This is a genomic window from Streptomyces sp. ATexAB-D23 (genome assembly GCF_000373645.1).
Lineage (GTDB): Bacteria > Actinomycetota > Actinomycetes > Streptomycetales > Streptomycetaceae > Streptomyces > Streptomyces castrisilvae.
On sequence record NZ_KB892046.1, the window covers coordinates 92,126 to 109,376 of the forward strand.

A 17,251-nucleotide genomic window follows, 5' to 3' on the forward strand; every position below is an offset into this window, starting at 1 on the left:
CACAGGCCGTCAATTCCTGCCTGGCGCCCGGAAGGAAAGCGATGCACGCGAACGAGACAGCCAAGACCTCCGAGGACAACAAGCGCTCCTCCGGCACCGCGAGAACCGTGACGCCGCGTGGGGGTACACCGGCCGGGCTGTCCGCGCTGCAGAGCACGGTGGGCAACGCGGTCGTCATCCAGAGGCTGCGGCAGGCGGGCCACCCCTGGGCGCAGGAGGAGCACCAGCACGAAGCGGGCTGTGGCCATCAGCGGTCCGAACGGCCCGCGGTACAGCGGTCGGCCGTCCACGACGTCCTGCGCGCCCCCGGCCGTCCTCTCGACGACGCCACCCGCACCGATATGGAAGCGCGGCTCGGGGCCGACTTCTCCGCCGTGCGCGTTCACACCGACAGCGCTGCCAGGGCCTCGGCCGCCGAGGTCGGTGCCCGTGCCTACACCTCGGGCAACCATGTCGTCATCGGCGACGGCGGCGCCGACAAGCACACCCTGGCCCACGAGCTCACGCACGTGATCCAGCAGAGCAGGGGCGCGGTCGCGGGCACCGACAACGGTGCGGGGCTGAAGGTCTCCGACCCCTCCGACCGCTACGAACGCGAAGCCGTGAGCAACGCCCGACGGGTGATGAGCGGGCCCAGCCCCCTCCAGCGGACGGCAGCCGCCGGCCCGGACAGGGCGGTCCGGCGTCCGGACGTGACCACCGCCGCCGTGCAGCGCGTCCATTACGGGGAGGGCGAAGACGTCACGGCCCATCCGAACTTCTCGGTGACCCTGCGGGCGACACTCAACGGCACGGCCATCGGAACGTTCAGCAGCGAGACCACCGCGTACTCACCCAAGGACCACGCGGAGGACCAACTGCTCGACGAACTGGACGCGACCATCGGCGGCCTCTACCCGAACGCTCAGATCGCGGCAGCCCTGGCGGCGGGCGGCCAGACGCACACGCTCCTGATAGACCTCTCGGCGAGCCCGTGCTCCAGCCGCCACGGAACGACGACGAAGACGGGCGGGGAGGGCTGCGCCGAGCGGCTCGCCGAGCTCGCCGGAAACGGCTACCTGGGCCACACCTTCACCATCACGGTCGTCGCCGACCACCTGTACGGCAGGAGCAACGCGGACCGGGGGAATTCCGTCCGGGCCATCAACGACATGAGGGCGGCGGGGATCACCGTGCAGTGTCCGGGCGCCTGAACCGAGGCCGCGAGACGGGGGCGCCCTCTCGCCGCGGCCATCCTCAACCTGGACATCTGATGTCTGACCTTGCGTAGAATGCGGCGCCATGGACATCGAACCGCCCTCCGCTCTCGTGGGTGCCTACGCGGCCCTGCCCTCTTCGCGCGCCGACCAGGAACGCTTCTACGAGGGGCTTGGCGACAGAGGTATCGCCGACGGGCTGGAGATCCCGTTCCGTGACGGCCTCGGTGACGACGCCCGGTGGCTGGCCGCGCGGATGCGCGGCCGTTTCACCCGTTCGGTGATCACGCTGATCCCGGGCACGATGGCGCGCGTGGCGGCCTCGGGCGGCTTCGGGCTGGCCTCCGGCGACCCTGACGGCCGGCGGGCCGCGCTCGGCTTCCTCCGTGAGGCCCGCATCGCCGCCGAGGAGTTGAACCAGCTCACGGGCGAGCAGTCGGTCTCCGTACTCCACATCCACACCGCGCCCTCGGTGACGGCCGTCGCGGACATGTTCGCCCGCTCGCTCGACGAGATCGCGGCAGGCGAAGGCGCTGTGGGCGGCTGGTCCACCCGGCTCGTCCTGGAGCACTGCGACGCGTACGCGACGGGCGTTCCGGGTGAGAAGCGGTTCCTGTCCCTGGAGGACGAGATCCCCCTCGCGCGTGAACGGGGGATCGGTATCGCCGTCAACTGGGGCCGTTCGGCGATCGAGGCACAGGACCCGGGCCGGCCGCTCGCCCAGATCACCCGGCTCGCCTCCGAGGGCCTGCTGGCGGGCGTCATGTTCTCCGGCGCCGGCCCGGCCGCCAACGCGTACGGGGGGCCATGGGCGGACGCGCATCTGCCTCTCACCGAGGACGAGCCCGCCTCCCTCATGGACGCCGACGAGGTACGCCGTTGCCTCCGCGCGGCAGGAGGCGCGCTCTCCTACGCGGGGGCCAAGATCCAGGTGCCCGGTGGTGCCCCGGTCGCCGAGAGGCTCGCGATGGTGGGCCGCGTCATGCGGCTCCTGCCCGGGCGCGGAGCCGCCCCGGCACCCGCGCCCTCCGGGGCCACCGTGCGCCCCTGAGCCCACCGCTGACGTCGCACGGCGAAACAGGTCGGCGACGCGGTCAGCTGTCGGCTCATGGAGAGACACGGAGAGACGGCGGTGGGAACACTCCGCCGGGCCCGGCCATGAGCCCCGCCATCGACGGTGACCGCCCCTGCCAACAGGACGCCGGTTCCATCGGACCGGGCGACGAGGCGACCGGTGGCCGAGGCGGGCGCCGACCAAGCCGCGGATCAGAGCGGATGCCTTACTGGTCCGGGCACATGGTGGAGTCGTGGGTCGTGCTCAGGATGCGGCGATTCCGGTCGCGGTCGTTGCTCATCGCGGACGCCAGCTGGGTGCGACCGCGGATCCTGAGTTTGCGGTAGATGCGGCTGAGCGTCGTCTCGACGGTCTTCACCGAGACGAATAACCGAGCGGCGGCATCCTGGTTGCTGGCGCCCTCGGACACGAGGCGGGCCAGGCGCCGTTCCACATCGGTGAGCGGGCCGGTGACCCCGGGGCTGCGACCGTTGATGCGGGTCAGCAGATCGCCGGTGAGCGTCGACCAGGGTGTGGCGTCGGCGGCATCGAACAGGGCAAGAGCCTTGTGCCAGCAGGCTCGCGCGGCGGCAACCCGGCGCCGGGAGCGTTCGAGACGGCCGATGGCCAGGAGCGTGCGGCCCTGCTCCATGGGCAGCCCGAGGGCGGCGAAATGGCCGGCGGCCTCGACGAGGAGCGGTTCGGCCTCGTCGAGTCGGCCCTGGGCGGTCAGGCACGCGGCGTGGGAGCGAAGCGCGGCCGCGGCGAGGCTGCTGCCGGGATGACGGGCGGCAGCCGGGGCCAGCCGTCGCAGCTCCGCCTCCGCGGCGGAGAAGTCCCGAGCGGCGGCCAGCGCCTCGGCCAGTTCCGGCTGCCAGACCAGGGCCCGCGCGTCGGTGACGTGCTGGCGCGCCTGCAACTCGGCGACGCGACGCAGGCAGACGACCGCCTCCTTCGGCCGGCCTGCCGCGAGGTGCGCGCTGCCGAGGGCGAGCAGGTTGCGGGAAGTGAACAACGCGTCGCCCTCCTCCTCGGAGGCGCGCAGGCCGTGCGTGGCACAGGCCACGGCCTGGCGGAACGTTCCGCCCGCCCACTCCGTCAGGGCCGCGGTGTACCAGGCTGGACCTGGCGACAGGCCCGTCGTCGTGCACAGGACGAGGGCGCGCTGCGCCCAGGTACGGGCGCGGGCGCAGCGTCCCGCGCGGGCGTCCACCTCGGCGAGACTGCGCAGCACCTCCTCCACGTCCTCGGTGTCGCCGCGCTGTTCCGCGACGGGCAGCAGACGCAGGAGGCTCGCGCGGGCCTCCGGCAGCCGGTCGTCGAACACGGCGTGCCGGACGGCGAGGTACTCGGGGCTGCCGCTCACCCCGATCGCGGACAGGGGCACCTTCAGCGCGAGGGCCCGGGTGAGGGTGCTCGCGGAGTCGTCGAAGTGGCCGAGGACGCGTTCGACGCGGGCCCGCATGGTGAGCGCGAGCGCTTCCGTGGCGTGGTCGGCGGCGCTGTGCGCCAGCCGGGCGGCGGTGTCGGCCGCCGCGCGCGCCCGGCGCGGATCGCCGTCGCAGACGTTCGCCTTGAGGGCGATGCGCAGGTGGACGGTAGCCGACAGGTTGGCGTCACCGGCGGCGAGGACGGCCGCATGCGCCAGGAGGTGGTCCAGCTCGTGCATGTTCTGCCCGGCCGCGTCCACCACGCCGAGCAGCGCCGCCACCTGGTCGGCCGGGCCGCCCCGGGCCGCCCCGATCGCGTCCGCCGCCTGCCGTGCCAGGGCGAGGCTGCTGCCCGTGGCGGCGTCCGTCACGGCCGCCCGCAGCCGGGCCAGCCTCGCCGCCGGGAACTCGGGGGGAGTGCGGTCGGCGGCGAGGAGGAGGAGCTGGGCGGCCTCGGCCGGGTGGCCGGTGCGGCGGGCGGTGGTCGCGGCCTCCTCCGCGTGTGCGGCGGCCACGGCGTCGAACCCCGACCTGGTCAGGGTGCGGTGCAGAACCGCCCGAACCGGATCGGGCTCGGCTGCCGCCAGCGCGGCATGGGCCTCGGCGCGGTGAGCGGTACTCGCGGTGGACGCCAGCGTGTCGCGGAGCCAGCGGGCCGCGAACTCCGGTTCCGGGGCGGGGTGATGAGGGTCGCTGTCCGGGGTGAGGGGGTCGGTCGCGCGGGCCGGGTGCGGGGGAGCGACGCGGAGGACGCCGGCCTCGATGGCCTCCGCCAGGTGGGCCTCCGCGTGGACGCCGCCGGCCCGCCGCGCGGTCGCCGGGTGCCGGGCCAGTGCGGTCAGGAGCAGGGTGTGGCGGGCGGCCGGGGACAGCAGCGCCGGCCAGTCCGCCGTGATGTCGGGCGGTGCTGTGGTGCCCTGCCGGGCGGCGGCGAACACCAGCGCCGCGTTGCCGCCCGAACCCCGGTGGACCTCGGCCGCCCAGCGCGTGGGTCTGCCGTGCCGCGCGAGGACGTCCACCACGTCGTCCAGGGTCAGTGGGCCGAGGTGCACGTGCGTCGCCGGGACGCCGAGGAGGAGCCCGGCCTCACGGGGAGGACGGTGACCGCGCACGGCGAAGACGGTCGGCACGAGTGCCGCCGGGGTGCTGCGCAGGACGTAGCCGATTGCTTCGGCGCTCGCCCCGTCCACCCATTGGGCGTTGTCGATGACGATCAGGTGCGGCGCGGTGGCGCCCGGTGGCGGGGCCAGCGCCGAGGCCAGGGCCGCACGTACGGCCAGGGCCGGTGGTGCGGCGCCGCCGTGCGGTGCGGTCAGCGCCGCGAGCGTGTCACGTTGGGGTGCGGAGAGGCGTGCGGTGGCGTGCGGGGGCAGTGCGGCGAGCAGTTCCGCTGCGGCGGACCAGGGCAGGGTTCGGTCGATGGGGCTGGGCGCGGCGCGCAGGACGGTGGCCCCGGTACGGCCCGGCATGGTGTCCGCCACGGCACGGAGCAGTGTCGACTTGCCGGAGCCCCACGTACCGGTCACCACGACGCGGCCACCGTTCTCCAGGGCGGCGTCGACGTCGGGGGTCATGGGGGGTGGTTGAAGGTCCATGCCAGCGCCTCCGGGTGGGTGCGCGCCAGTGTCTGTGATGGCACCGGCGACGTCAACGCCGTGCCGGTGCCGTTTTCCGTCTGCCACGGAGGCGAAACGAGGGGGAAGCCGGAGCCGTCGTCGCCGGTGACCGAGACGACGGTGCCACTCGGCGCCCAACCAGCACCCGCGACGTCCCGGCCGAGGGTGGAAGCGGAGAGGCGCCGCCGTGCGGGTGGCGCTCGCGCACCTCGCGGACGAGGTTGACAGCGGAGCGCGTCCCCAGCGGACGGTATGCAATATTCTTCGCGTCAGAAGACGGAGAGACCGGTGAGGGTGGTGAAGCGGTCCAGGGCCGCGACGCCCGCCACTGAGTTGCCGCGCCGGTCGAGCCCCGGGCTCCATACGCACAAGGTGCAGACGCCGGGCACGATCGCGATGATTCCACCGCCGACGCCGCTCTTTCCCGGCAGGCCCACTCGGTAGGCGAACTCACCTGCTGCGTCGTACGTGCCGCAGGTGAGCATGACGGCGTTGACCTGCTTGGCCTGGCTGCGGGTCAACAGGGCCGAGCCGTCGGCCCGGATCCCGCGGCGGGTGAGGAAGCCGGCGGCAAGGGCCAGGTCCGCACAGGACGCGGCGATCGAGCATTGCCGGAAATAGGCGGTGAGCAGTTCGGGGACCGGGATGGTGACGTTGCCGTAGGAGGCCATGAAGTGAGCCAGTGCCGCGTTGCGGTCCCCGTTCGCCGCCTCGGAGTCGGCCACCTTCTCCACGAAGTCGATGGCCGGGTTGCCGCTCTCGACGCGTAGCAGCTGTCGCACGTGGCCGGCCGCGTCCCCGGTCAGGGCCTGGAGCCGGTCGGTGACCACCAGGGCCCCGGCATTGATGAACGGGTTGCGCGGAACGCCGTCCTCGTATTCCAGCTGCACCAGCGAGTTGAAGGGGTTGCCCGAGGGCTCGCGGCCCACCCCGTTCCAGAGCCGTTCACCGTCCAGCGAGAGCGCCAGCGCCAGAGCGAAGACTTTGGTGATGGACTGCGTGGAGAAGGGCTGCTGCCAGTCGCCCACGCCGTAGACCGTACCGTCCGGTTCTGCGACGGCCATGCCGAACTGCCCGGGGTCGGCGCCGGCCAGACTCGGAATGTAGTGCGCGGGACTGCCGCGCTCACTGAGGGTGGCCATCTCCTTCTCTATGCAGTCCAGTACGGCGCCGAAGCGCCTGGGCTCCCCGGTGCCGGGTGCGGCCACCGCAGCCGGACGAGCGGAAGGGAGGCTGTCAGACATGGTGTATCCCCTGGAGGTGTGCACTGGCCGGGCGGAGGACGGGACGGTTCGACCGGCAGTCCGCCCCCGTCGGCCCGGTCCGGGTGAGGTGCAGCCTACGAGGCGTGCCCGCCGCCAGTGGCGGGCGGTCAGCGGGCCGGATGCGGAGGAGGGTGCCGCCCTCAAAAGATCTTGAGGGCGGCACCGGGCGCCGACGCCGAGGAGCTCGGGCACGCCGAGACGTGCGCGGCGACAGTTACGGGGAGGTCACCAGCGAGGCGCCGAACTTGCTCAGAGCCTCATTGACGGGCTGGAAGATGGTGTTCGTCTGGCCGCTGCCGCTGGAGCATGTGGCGAAGCTCCCTCCGGAGTGCAGACCCACCGCCTTGCCGGTCGCGGTGACGTAGCTCCCCCCGGAGTCCCCGCCGTCGGAACAGGCATTGGAGTACGACAGGCCGCCGATCGAAACATTGCCGTAGTTCACGGTCTGGTTGACCTTGGTCACCTGGCCGCAGCGCAACCCCGTGGTCTGCCCGGAGTGGCAGACGGCGGTGCCGACGACGGCTTGGGCGGAGCCCGTCACCCGGCGGTCGCCCTGGCCCCAGCCGGCCACCGTCGGCGCGAGCTGCCAGCCGGCCTGGTCGACGTCGACGATGCCGAAGTCGCCTTCGAAGGAGTTGACGCTGCCGGTGCCGGAGCGGTTGGAGACGCCGAGGCGGCTGTGGTCCTTCCCATAGGCGATCTGGTTGGCGTCGTTGGTGCAGTGCCCGGCCGTCAGGAACGCCTTGGCACCACCGGAGCGGGTGACGGAGAACCCGATCGAGCAAGCGCCCTCACTGCCGGGGTACCAGGCCTGCCCACCGATCACGCTTCCGCCCTGCTGGCGGGGGGCGTCGTGCACCTCGACGACACGCACACGGTCCCCCAGACCGGCCAGGCGCCGGCGCAGGGCAGCTGTCCCGACAGTGGCCCGGGCCGGGTCGACGCTGACCTCGATCCGGTCGGCGGAGGTGTCCGGTCCCCAGGAGACGACACCGGGTACGTCACGAGCCCAGCTGTCGACAGTGGCCAGGGTGGAGTCGAGCTGTGCCCGGCTGAGCCGGACTTGGTGGGCCACGGCTCCGGACCGCTCGACGACGGAGGCGTCGGCCGAACCGTGGACGGAGGCGTGCAGGCGTCCGTCCGAGGCGCTGAACCACATGGCGGTGATCCGGTCTCCTGCGGCGGACCGGATCGCGGTGGCGGTGCGTTCCGCCTTCTGTTCGGCGAGGACGCGTTCGCGGACACCGTCGGTGGTGAGGCCGAGGTCGCGGGCCATGGCCGCCTGCACGTCGGCCGGGACCGATGGTGCGGCAGGCGTCGGTGCCGCCGGGGGCGAGGCGTAGGCGGAGGAGGACGCCAGAGCGGCCAGGGTGGCTGTCGCTGCCAGACCGGCGGCGAAGGAGCGAAGTATGGCGGGAGGCATGAGATTCCTCTCGGGCAGAGCGGTGACGAGGCGCCACCGCGGTGGGGGCCTCCCCCGGGGCGGCGAACGGCGGGGCTCACCGGACTCGCGGCGCCCTGCGGGGAGGTGTACAGCGTCCCCGCGGCGGCCGGCTCCGGGATATCCGGCGGATCCCTTGCGTCTGCGGCGGCCCGGGGATTCGGACTGCCCCGCCGATCGCGCACACCAGGACCGTCAGCCCGCCCCCGGCAGGGCCTTCAGCGTCGCCCGCGCCTCGTCCATGACCCGCTCGACCAGTTCCGCGCAGGACGGCAGGTCGCCGATGAGCCCGGCGACCTGGCCCGAGGCCATCACGCCGATGTCCGTGCGGCCCTCCACCAGCGAGGCCTTGAGCAGCATCGGGGTGTTGGCGGCCAGCAGCACCTGACTCCAGGACAGGTCCTTGCCGTGCTTCATCGCGAGGCCGTCGCGCACCAGCTGCGGCCAGCTCGCACCGGACTCGCGGCGGAACGCCGAGGCGTGCCGCACCGCCCGCAGCAGCGAGGCGGCGCGGCCGGAACGCTCCAGCGAATCGACCATGGCGGTCCGCAGCATCCGGTGCGGCAGGCCGTCCACCTGGTCGGTGACCGTGACGTCCTTGACGGTGGCGGCGAGGTACTTCGCCTTCACCTGGCCGGGAACGGTGCTGTCGGAGGTGAGCAGGAAGCGCGTGCCCATCCCGATCCCGGCCGCCCCGTAGGCGAGCGCGGCGACCAGACCGCGGCCGTCGTGGAAGCCGCCCGCCGCGATCACCGGGATGCCCACGGCGTCCACGACCTGGGGGAGCAGCACCGTGGTGGCCACCTCGCCCGTGTGGCCGCCGCCCTCGCCGCCCTGGACCATCACCGCGTCCGCGCCCCATGCGGCGACCTTCTCCGCGTGCCGGCGGGCGCCGACGGAGGGGATGACGACGATACCGGCGTCCTTGAGGCGGGCGATCAGGTCCTTGGAGGGGGCGAGCGCGAAGGAGGCGACCCGCACCCCCTCCTCGATCATGATCCCGACCCGCTCGCCAGCGTCGCCCGCGTCCGCCCGCAGATTGACGCCGAACGGCGCGTCCGTACGGGACTTGACCTCACGGATCGCCGCACGCAGCTGCTCGACGCCCATCGTCGCGGAGGCCAGGATGCCGAGCGCCCCCGCCCGCGCGGACGCGGACACCAGACGGGGGCCGGCCACCCAGCCCATGCCCGTCTGCACGATCGGATACCGCACCCCGGTCAGCTCGGTGAGCGCGGTCGGCATCGGCGCAGGCCCGGTCATGCCGGGACCTCCCGCTCGCGCAGCCCCTTCGGGTCGATCACCTCGCGGATCAGCCGCAGTTCGGCCTCGGTGGGCTCGCGGGTGAGCGGCACGTCGTCGGGGACGGACAGGGCGAAGCCGGTGGCCGCGGTGACCTGGTCGACGGCGACGCCCGGGTGCAGGGAGCGGATGCGCATGGTGCGATCGGGGGTCTCGAAGTCGAAGACGCCCAGATCGGTGATGACGCCAGGGATGCGGTGGTAGCGGGTCGCGGACGGGCCGGCCGCCGCCGCCCGGTCGTAGCCGACCCCGCTCACCATGTCGACGTGCTCCACGAACACCCGCGCCGAGTGCCTGGGCACCCAGTAACTCGTCGGGTTGTTCAGGGTGTTGACGGGCGCACCGCGCACCCCGAGCAGCTGCCGGGTGGGCCTGGCCCAGTCGCCGATGCAGGAGATGTTCTGGTTGCCGTGCCGGTCGAGCTGGCTGGCGCCCATCATCACGTGCCGGCGGCCGGTGGCGGTGAGTGTCAGGTGCTGGCGGAACGGCAGCCAGCCCTCGACGCTCCCCGGCCGCGCCCCCATTGCCGGGGTGTCGCCCATCAGCAGGGCCTCCCCGTCGGTCAGCAGCAGGCCGGGGGAGAAGGTCAGCTTCGCCAGGCGGGCGCCGACCGCCGGGACGGTGCCCATCGGGCTGGCGAGGATCTCCCCGGCGTCGCGCCAGGCCTCGGCGCACGCCACCACGCAGTACTCGGCGCGGCTGGCCGGGGCGGCGGCGCCGGTCTCGGTGCGGCTCATGCTTCCTCCTCCTGGTGGAACGCGGTGACGGCGGCCTGGTAGGCGGCCTCGTCCCCGGACAGGAACCGGGCGACGAACGCGGGCCACGCCTCGGGGTCCCGGGCGGCCCGCACATAGGCGCGCTGGAAGGACTCGTCGCGGTCGTGGTCGGGCACGCAGGAGGTGAAGTGCGCGCCGTTCGGCGTCTCGACCACCCCGTCCACGAAGAGCCGCTTCACCAGCAGCGTCTGCGGCCCGTGCTCCTTCAGCAGATCCGCCGTCTCCACGATCCGCTCGCAGGAGACGTACGCCTGGTCCGCCGCCTCGCAGAACAGGTCGTCGAAGTACGGGTCGGGGCCCAGATACTGGCCGTTGCCCTGCGCGTCGCAGCGGTTGAGGTGGACCAGGGCCGCGTCCAGCCGCAGCGCCGGCGCCGCGACCAGCTTCTCCCCGTCCTCGTACGGCGAGGTGACCGTGCGCAGGGCCGGGTTGACCTCCATCAGGTCCGAGCCGAGACCGGCGCGCACCGGCATGAACGGCAGCCGCTGCGCGCCCGCCGTCAGGCCCCACATCATCATGGCCTCGTCCAGCTCGACCATCTCGAACGCGCCGCGCTGCCGGGCCGCCGTGAAGTGCGGCTCCAGCGGGACCGAGTCGAGCGTGCCGAACGCCGTGACCAGCTTGCGGATCCGCCCGGCCGCCGCGAGCAGGCCGACGTCCGGCCCGCCGTACGACACCACGGTCAGATCGGTGATGTCCGACCGCAGCAGCGCCCGGACCAGGGCCATCGGCTTGCGGCGCGAGCCCCAGCCGCCGATCCCGACCGTCATGCCGCTCTCCAGCCGGCCGACGACGTCGTCGGCCGTCATCGTCTTGTCCTGTGTCACGCCTGCTGCTCCTTGTCCGTGCCGAAGGTGTCGCGCACCCGGTCGGCCACGCCGCTGAGATTGGCCTCGAAGGTGAAGCCCTGCTCGAAGCGGTAGCTGCGGCGTACGTCGACGGGGTCGATGCCGTTGATGGCGGCCTTGGCCAGCCGGATCAGGTAGCCGTCCTTGGCGGCGATCTCCCGGGCGAGGCCGAGGGCTTCCGCGGCCAGCCGGTCGCGCGGGACGACGCTCCACACCGAGCCGTGCCGGTGCAGTTCCTGGGCCGTGACCGTGCGGGAGGTGTAGTACAGCGCCCGCATCAGGTGCTGCGGGACCAGCCGGGCCAGATGGGTTGCCGCGCCGAGCGCGCCCCGGTCCAGCTCGGGCAGGCCGAAGGTCGCGTCCTCACTGGCCACGATCGCGTCGGCGTTGCCCACCAGGCCGATGCCGCCGCCCAGGCAGAAGCCGTGCACGGCGGCGACCACCGGGACCTCGCAGTCGTACACCGCCGCGAACGCCTCGTAGCAGCCGCGGTTGGCGCCGATCAGCGCCTCGGGGCCGGTGGCGCGCTGCATCTCCTTGATGTCCACGCCCGCGTTGAAGCCGCGGCCTTCGGCGGTGAGGACCACGCACCGGATGTCCGGGTCGGAGCCGGCGGCCCGGACCGCCGCCGCGAGGTCGTACCAGCCCCGCACGGGCAGGGCGTTGACCGGGGGGAAGTCCACGGTGACGAGGGCGATGCCCTCTTCCGGGACGGAGGTGGAGACACCCATGAGCAGATCAGCTACCTTTCCACCTAACGTTTGTTTGGTTCAACGTAGCAGTGATGCGGACGCGGCGGGAGAGCGTCATACCACTCAGTGGTGACCGGCACCGCCGGTGGTGACGGCCCCCGCTCCCCGCTGACCCGCCGATGGAAAGGACACCCGTCATGACCTCATCGACCGCTCTGTGCACCGGACGCGTCGCCGCCGTGACCGGCGCGGGCCGGGGCCTCGGCCGCGCCCACGCCCTGGCCCTCGCCGCCGAGGGGGCGAAGGTCGTCGTCAACGACCTGGGCGTGGGCATCGACGGCTCGGGTACGGCCACCGGGCCCGCCCAGGAGGTCGTGGAGCGCATCCGCGCGGCCGGCGGCGAGGCCGTCGCGCACAACGGCGACATCGCCACCGACGCGGGCGCGGCCTCCCTCGTCGCCACCGCGCTCGACACCTTCGGCCGGCTCGACACGCTCGTCAACAACGCCGGATTCCTCCGCGACCGGATGCTGGTCAACCTGGACGAGGACGACTGGGACGCGGTCATGCGCGTCCACCTCAAGGGCCACTTCCTGCCGCTCAGGCACGCGGCGGCGCACTGGCGCGCCGAGGCGAAGGCCGGCCGCACCCCCTGCGCCCGCGTGATCAACACCAGCTCCGGGGCGGGGCTGCTGGGTAGTGTCGGCCAGGGCAACTACGCCGCCGCCAAGGCCGGGATCGTCGGACTGACCCTGGTGGCCGCCGCCGAGATGGGCAGGTACGGGGTCCAGGTCAACGCCATCGCCCCCGCCGCCCGCACCCGGATGACCGAGGACACCTTCGCGCAGACCATGGCGGCGCCCGCCGAGGGGGAGTTCGACGCGATGGCCCCGGAGAACGTCTCGCCGCTCGTCGTCTGGCTCGGCTCCCCGGGCTGCGAGGGGGTCAGCGGCCGGGTCTTCGAGACCGAGGGCGGCCGGATCACCGTGATGGAGGGCTGGCGGCCGGGCCCCACCGCGGACAAGGGCGCCCGGTGGAGCCCGGCCGAGGCCGGGGAGGCGGCGCTGAAGCTCCTCGGCCGGGCCGAGGCGCCGCAGCCGGTGTACGGGGCGCGCTGACGGCGTACGCGCACGCGGCGAGGCCCGGGTGACGGGCTGTCACCCGGGCCCCGCCCGCCGGAGGAGTCAGCCGCCCGCCGGCTCCCCGCGCACGCCCCGGGCCAGCAGCACGGGGGACTCCGCCCGGCCGTCCAGGACGCGGTTGGTACGGGTGACCACCTGCCAGCCCGCACCCCCCGGCGTACGGCACAGCCGCCAGTGGTTGGCGGTCGCCCGGCGCACGACGTACCGGCCCGCCTCGTGCACCACCATCAGCGAATGGCACACCGCCACCGCCTCGTCGCCCTCCACGGTGATGTGCGGCGGGCCCACCACATGCGCGCAGCCCTGCCGTATCCAGCCCCGGTGCGCGGGGGAGCGCACCATCTCGCCGATCCGCTCCCGGCCCGCGAGGTAGAGCTCGTCGATGTCGTACACCCCGTCCGGGGCCCAGAGCGCGGCCACCGCGTCCGCCTCGCCGCTGTCCACCAGCGGTCCGTACGAGGCCATCGCGCGGGCCACGGCGCGCTCGTCCTCCAGCAGCCTCAGCCGCGCCTCCAGGGCGGCGATCCGGTCCTCGCTCATGCCCGCGCCCCCGCCGGGAGGTCCGCGACGACGGCGAGCGCCTCCAGCTGTTCGGCGTAGTGGGCCGCCGAGCGCGCGCTCAACGACACGCTGACCAGCGTGGCACCGGCATCGGACACCTTCCGCAACGCCTCGGCCGCACCGTGCGCGTCGCCGGACGGGTCCAGCGGGCGGCCCGCGCTCAGCACCACCTCGAAGCCCTCCGGCAGTGCGGCGGCGCCCACCATCTCGCCCAGCCGGTCGAGCGGCAGCCCGAACGGCACCCAGCCGTCGCCGTGCGCGAGTGCCCGGCGCAGCGAACGCGGCGTACGCCCCCCGATCCACAGCGGCACCCGGTCCTGCACCGCGTGCGGCTCCACCACCAGCCCCGCGTAGTCGAAGTGCTCACCGTGGTAGGCCGGTTCACGCCGGGACAGCGAGGCCCGCAGCGCGGCGAGCGCGTCGTCCGCGAGGGCGCCCCGGCCCTCGAAGGCCGCACCGAGCAGCCGGAACTCCTCCTCCAGGCTGCCCACCCCCAGACCCAGGACGACCCGCCCGCCCGAGACGCGGTCCAGGGTGCCGTAGCGCTTCGCGATCTCCAGCGGATGGTGGTAGCCGAGGACCAGGACCTGGGTGGCGAACCTGATCCGGCTGGTCCGGGCGGCCAGATGGCCGAAGGTGGACAGCGGGTCCCAGTAGGTGCCGCCGCGCTGCTGTGCGATGTCAGCCGGCACCGCGACATGCTCCGAGCAGGTCAGATGGTGGAAGCCGAGCCGGTCGGCGGCCTCGGCGACCGCCCCCAGCTCCTCGATGCCGGCGGCGCGTTCCCAGGGGGAGTGGACGCCGGGGACGGCCGTGACGACGGGACTGTTGATGCCGAGCCGCATGGGGAAACCTCTCTCGGGCCGGACGGTAGGGGCAGCGAGACGCCATCCAAGCCGCCCCGCCGCGCACGCGAAGGCCGGGTCCCGGTGGGCGGGAGACCCTGCGCGCCGGGCGGCCCGTCCGGTCAGCGGGACGTCGCGCGACCACCCCGGCCCGCAGCTCCTACGGTGCGGGAGTCATCCACCGAGCTGAGGAGTACCCATGCCGCGCAATGTCGTCGTCACCGGATCGGGTTCCGGGATCGGTGCCGCCCTCACCGCACTGCTCCGCGCCCGGGGCGACCGGGTGATCGGGGTGGACCTGCGGGGCGGCGACCTGAATGCCGACCTGTCCACACCCGAAGGACGCGCCGCCGCCGCCGAGGCCGCGTCCCGGGCCGCCGGCTCCGTGGTCGACGCGGTCGTCACCTGTGCCGGCACCGCCGAACCGGGGCGCTCCATGGTGACCGTCAACTACTTCGGCACCACCGAGTTCCTGACGGCCCTGCGGCCGGCCCTCGCGGCGGCCGAGCGGCCCCGGGTCGTGGCCATCGGCTCCATCTCCGGCACCCGGACAGCCGACCCGGACGTCGTCGCCGCCTGCCTCGCGGGCGACGAGACCACGGCCCTGGCGCACGCCGACCGCGCGGTGGCCGAGGGCCGTGCGCGACAGCTGTACCCCTCGTCCAAGTCGGCGCTCGCCCAGTGGGCGAGGCGTACCGCGGTCGCCGAGGGCTGGGCGGACGCCGGAATCGCCGTGAACGTGGTGGCACCCGGCATCGTCCTCACCCCGATGAGCTCGGGCCTCTTCGACGACCCCGGGATGCGCGAGGTCATGGACGCGGCGGTCCCCATGCCCCTCAACGGCTACCTGGAGCCCGAGGACGTCGCCCGCGCCGTACTGTTCCTCGCCTCCGAGGCCAACAGCCACATCACCGGGCAGGTGGTGTACGTCGACGGGGGCGCCGAAGCGACCCTGCGCGGCCCCGGCGTGTTCTGAGCCTGCCCGCAGGGGCCCCGGTGGTCCGGGCCCCGGAAGACCGGCCACGGTGGACCGGCCCCTGAAGACCGGCCCCGGCAACACGAGGCCCCGTAAGCACCGCCCCGGGAACACGAGGCCCTCGTAAGCACCGCGCCCCGGGAACACGAGGCCCTGTAAGCACCGCGCCCCGCAAAACACGAGGCCCCGGCCGCCGAGTCCACCTCGGGCTGCCGGGGCCCACGCCTTCTCCGGGTTCAGACCCGCACCTTGTGCCGGGTCACCTTGCCCGTCGCGTTGCGCGGCAGCTCGTCGGCGGTCAGCCGCCACCGCGTGGGCACCTTGAAATAGGACAGCTCGCGCGCCACGTACTCCCGCAGCGCCTCCTCGGTGACCGTCGAGCCGGCGCCCAGGACCACGACAGCCGCGACCTCCTGGCCGAGGTCGGGATGCGGCGTCCCCAGCACCAGGCACTCGCGCACGTCCGGGTGCTCCGCGAGCACCGTCTCGATCTCGGCCGGATAGATGTTCTCGCCGCCCCGGATGATCAGGTCCGACCGGCGGCTGCCGAGATGGAGCCGGCCCTCGCGCAGCTGCCCCAGGTCGCCCGTGCGCAGCCAGCGGTCGGGCCCGATCGCCGCCGCGGTCGCCGCGGGGTCCCGCCAGTAACCCAGCATGTTGTACTGGCTGCGCACCCAGACCTCGCCCTCCTCGCCCTCCCCGAGCACCTGGCCCAGCGGGTCGCGGATCTCCAGCGTGACCCCCGTGACGGGCCGGCCGAGGGTGCCGGGCGCGGCGGCCAGCTCCTGCGGGCTCGCGGCGGCGACCGCGGTGCACGTCTCGGTCAGCCCGTAGCTGTCCACCAGCGAGTCCTTCGCGAACGGCAGGCTCTCGCGCAGCCGCTCCTTGAACGCCGTCGACGACGGCGCGGAGGCCAGTGCGAACGCGGTCAGCGAGGAGGTGTCGTAGCGGTGTGCCCCGCCGTGTTCCAGCATCCGGTGGGCCATGGTGGGCACCGCGCCCCAGTTGGTGACGCGCTCCCGCTCGACCGTGCCCAGCACGGCATCCACATCGAACGCCCCCTGGTACAGCGCGATCCGGCTTCCCGTGGCGAGGCGCGGTACGGCCAGGTTGTGCAGGCTCGCGATGTGGAACAGCGGCAGCGTCAGCAGGTAGACGCGGTCCTGCGGCTCCGTCGGATCGCCCAGGGCCTGGGCCAGCGCCTCGTTCAGGCGGTGGTATTCGACCACGGCCAGCAGATTGCGGTGGGTGTGCACGGCACCCTTGGGGCGGCCGGAGGTGCCCGACGTGTAGAGGATGACGGCCGGATCGTCCTCGGCCACATCGGCGGAGGGCAGCGGGGCGTCCGGGTGGGCCGCCGCGAAGCGGCTGATGTCGTCCTCCACGGAGAGGACCGGCACCGGGCAGCCGGTCAGCTTCGCCGCCCGCCGGGCGTCGGCCACCACGAGCGCGGGCTCCGCGTTGTCCAGACCGTGCGCCAGCTCGCGCTCGGTCCACCAGGCGTTGAACCCGACCGCGACCGCGCCGATGGACACGGTGGCCCAGAACGTGATGATCCACTCCGGTGAGTTGGCCGCGGCGATGGCCACCCGGTCGCCCTTCGCGACGCCGTACTCCTCACGCAGCACCCGGGCCAGTGACGCGGCCTGCCGCGCGTGCTCGGCGAAGGTGATCCGGCGGTCCGCCGTGACGATGAACTCACGGCCGGCGTGGGCGACGGAGGCGTGCAGCACCTCGTGCAGGGCCCGATGGCGGCGCGTGAACACCGGCAGCCGGCTGCCCAGCACCTCTTCGTCGGCAAGCTCGAACCGGCCGCCGGGGCCGGTGAGTGCGGCCACCTGGGCGAGGGCGGCGGCGCGGTGATCCGTTTCGCTGGGCATCGGGACTCCTGGGCGTCGTGAACTCCACTGGGATCGCGGACGACGCCAGTCTCGGCAGCCGGGGGCCCTCGCTCCCCGGCTGATTCCGGTCACTGGGACACCGTCCCACGGGCCGGCGAAGAGCGGAAGCACGCCCGCACCCCCCGCGCGCACACCCCCGGCCCGGGTTCCCGCTGAGTGGGATGCGTCACGGCGGCCGGATTTCGCCGGCCATAGCGTCCCCCCAC

General features: G+C 73.6%; 14 protein-coding genes. 4 read left to right on the top strand and 10 right to left on the bottom strand.

Features of this window, described 5'->3' with window-relative positions:
- Positions 1-41 precede the first annotated feature (41 nt).
- The gene (locus tag B082_RS40540; protein WP_018555144.1) at positions 42-1,193 is read left to right on the top strand and encodes an eCIS core domain-containing protein; all 1,152 of its coding nucleotides are present in this window, start codon (positions 42-44) and stop codon (positions 1,191-1,193) included.
- A gap of 88 nt (positions 1,194-1,281) precedes the next feature.
- Complete coding sequence (locus B082_RS0128185; protein ID WP_018555145.1) at positions 1,282-2,247, top strand: DUF4862 family protein; 966 nt, start codon at positions 1,282-1,284, stop codon at positions 2,245-2,247.
- Between the two features lie 229 nt (positions 2,248-2,476).
- Here B082_RS0128185 and B082_RS36865 read toward each other — a convergent pair whose 3' ends face one another.
- The 7 genes from B082_RS36865 to B082_RS0128220 form a co-directional block, all read right to left on the bottom strand.
- A complete protein-coding gene (locus B082_RS36865; RefSeq protein WP_018555146.1) occupies positions 2,477-5,254 on the bottom strand; it encodes a helix-turn-helix transcriptional regulator in 2,778 nt (925 codons plus the stop codon).
- Between the two features lie 311 nt (positions 5,255-5,565).
- Positions 5,566-6,540, bottom strand: a complete 975-nt coding sequence (locus B082_RS0128195) for a glutaminase (RefSeq protein ID WP_051094707.1) — start codon at positions 6,538-6,540, stop codon at positions 5,566-5,568.
- Between the two features lie 235 nt (positions 6,541-6,775).
- Complete coding sequence (locus tag B082_RS0128200) at positions 6,776-7,984, bottom strand: S1 family peptidase (protein ID WP_018555148.1); 1,209 nt, start codon at positions 7,982-7,984, stop codon at positions 6,776-6,778.
- A gap of 213 nt (positions 7,985-8,197) precedes the next feature.
- The gene (locus B082_RS0128205) at positions 8,198-9,247 is read right to left on the bottom strand and encodes an NAD(P)H-dependent flavin oxidoreductase (protein ID WP_018555149.1); all 1,050 of its coding nucleotides are present in this window, start codon (positions 9,245-9,247) and stop codon (positions 8,198-8,200) included.
- Between the two features lie 14 nt (positions 9,248-9,261).
- Positions 9,262-10,041 (bottom strand): CoA-transferase subunit beta, encoded by a 780-nt coding sequence (locus B082_RS0128210; RefSeq protein ID WP_018555150.1) that lies wholly within the window; start codon positions 10,039-10,041, stop codon positions 9,262-9,264.
- A complete protein-coding gene (locus B082_RS0128215) occupies positions 10,038-10,889 on the bottom strand; it encodes a CoA transferase subunit A (protein WP_037711124.1) in 852 nt (283 codons plus the stop codon). Before B082_RS0128215 ends, B082_RS0128210 begins: the two co-directional genes overlap by 4 nt.
- Positions 10,890-10,903: 14 nt before the next feature.
- Positions 10,904-11,659: an enoyl-CoA hydratase family protein gene (locus B082_RS0128220; protein WP_018555152.1), complete on the bottom strand. Its 756-nt coding sequence runs from the start codon at positions 11,657-11,659 to the stop codon at positions 10,904-10,906.
- A gap of 158 nt (positions 11,660-11,817) precedes the next feature.
- Between B082_RS0128220 and B082_RS0128225 the strand changes: the two genes are divergently transcribed.
- The gene (locus tag B082_RS0128225) at positions 11,818-12,738 is read left to right on the top strand and encodes an SDR family oxidoreductase (protein ID WP_018555153.1); all 921 of its coding nucleotides are present in this window, start codon (positions 11,818-11,820) and stop codon (positions 12,736-12,738) included.
- Positions 12,739-12,804: 66 nt separating this feature from the next.
- Here the strand turns inward: B082_RS0128225 and B082_RS0128230 are convergent, their stop codons facing one another.
- Together B082_RS0128230 and B082_RS0128235 are read right to left on the bottom strand one after the other, a co-directional pair.
- The gene (locus tag B082_RS0128230; protein WP_018555154.1) at positions 12,805-13,302 is read right to left on the bottom strand and encodes a nuclear transport factor 2 family protein; all 498 of its coding nucleotides are present in this window, start codon (positions 13,300-13,302) and stop codon (positions 12,805-12,807) included.
- Entirely contained in the window at positions 13,299-14,168 is an 870-nt protein-coding gene (locus B082_RS0128235) for a TIGR03619 family F420-dependent LLM class oxidoreductase (protein ID WP_018555155.1), read from the bottom strand. The genes B082_RS0128230 and B082_RS0128235 overlap by 4 nt, the downstream gene beginning before the upstream one ends.
- A gap of 199 nt (positions 14,169-14,367) precedes the next feature.
- Between B082_RS0128235 and B082_RS0128240 the strand changes: the two genes are divergently transcribed.
- Positions 14,368-15,144, top strand: coding sequence for an SDR family oxidoreductase (locus B082_RS0128240; RefSeq protein WP_018555156.1), 777 nt, complete (start codon positions 14,368-14,370; stop codon positions 15,142-15,144).
- A gap of 236 nt (positions 15,145-15,380) precedes the next feature.
- Here B082_RS0128240 and B082_RS0128245 read toward each other — a convergent pair whose 3' ends face one another.
- Positions 15,381-17,024: a class I adenylate-forming enzyme family protein gene (locus B082_RS0128245; protein WP_018555157.1), complete on the bottom strand. Its 1,644-nt coding sequence runs from the start codon at positions 17,022-17,024 to the stop codon at positions 15,381-15,383.
- Between the last annotated feature and the right edge of the window lie 227 nt (positions 17,025-17,251).

Excerpts from the sequence above, each read along its gene's own strand:
- B082_RS0128235 (WP_018555155.1), bottom strand. The coding sequence starts at position 14,168 with ATGCGGCTCGGCATCAACAGTCCCGTCGTCACGGCCGTCCCCGGCGTC.
- B082_RS40540 (WP_018555144.1), top strand. The coding sequence starts at position 42 with ATGCACGCGAACGAGACAGCCAAGACCTCCGAGGACAACAAGCGCTCC.
- B082_RS0128240 (WP_018555156.1), top strand. The coding sequence starts at position 14,368 with ATGCCGCGCAATGTCGTCGTCACCGGATCGGGTTCCGGGATCGGTGCC.
- B082_RS0128185 (WP_018555145.1), top strand. The coding sequence starts at position 1,282 with ATGGACATCGAACCGCCCTCCGCTCTCGTGGGTGCCTACGCGGCCCTG.
- B082_RS0128220 (WP_018555152.1), bottom strand. The coding sequence starts at position 11,659 with ATGGGTGTCTCCACCTCCGTCCCGGAAGAGGGCATCGCCCTCGTCACC.
- B082_RS0128215 (WP_037711124.1), bottom strand. The coding sequence starts at position 10,889 with ATGACGGCCGACGACGTCGTCGGCCGGCTGGAGAGCGGCATGACGGTC.
- B082_RS0128205 (WP_018555149.1), bottom strand. The coding sequence starts at position 9,247 with ATGCCGACCGCGCTCACCGAGCTGACCGGGGTGCGGTATCCGATCGTG.
- B082_RS36865 (WP_018555146.1), bottom strand. The coding sequence starts at position 5,254 with ATGACCCCCGACGTCGACGCCGCCCTGGAGAACGGTGGCCGCGTCGTG.
- B082_RS0128230 (WP_018555154.1), bottom strand. The coding sequence starts at position 13,302 with ATGAGCGAGGACCGGATCGCCGCCCTGGAGGCGCGGCTGAGGCTGCTG.
- B082_RS0128210 (WP_018555150.1), bottom strand. The coding sequence starts at position 10,041 with ATGAGCCGCACCGAGACCGGCGCCGCCGCCCCGGCCAGCCGCGCCGAG.
- B082_RS0128245 (WP_018555157.1), bottom strand. The coding sequence starts at position 17,024 with ATGCCCAGCGAAACGGATCACCGCGCCGCCGCCCTCGCCCAGGTGGCC.
- B082_RS0128195 (WP_051094707.1), bottom strand. The coding sequence starts at position 6,540 with ATGTCTGACAGCCTCCCTTCCGCTCGTCCGGCTGCGGTGGCCGCACCC.
- B082_RS0128200 (WP_018555148.1), bottom strand. The coding sequence starts at position 7,984 with ATGCCTCCCGCCATACTTCGCTCCTTCGCCGCCGGTCTGGCAGCGACA.
- B082_RS0128225 (WP_018555153.1), top strand. The coding sequence starts at position 11,818 with ATGACCTCATCGACCGCTCTGTGCACCGGACGCGTCGCCGCCGTGACC.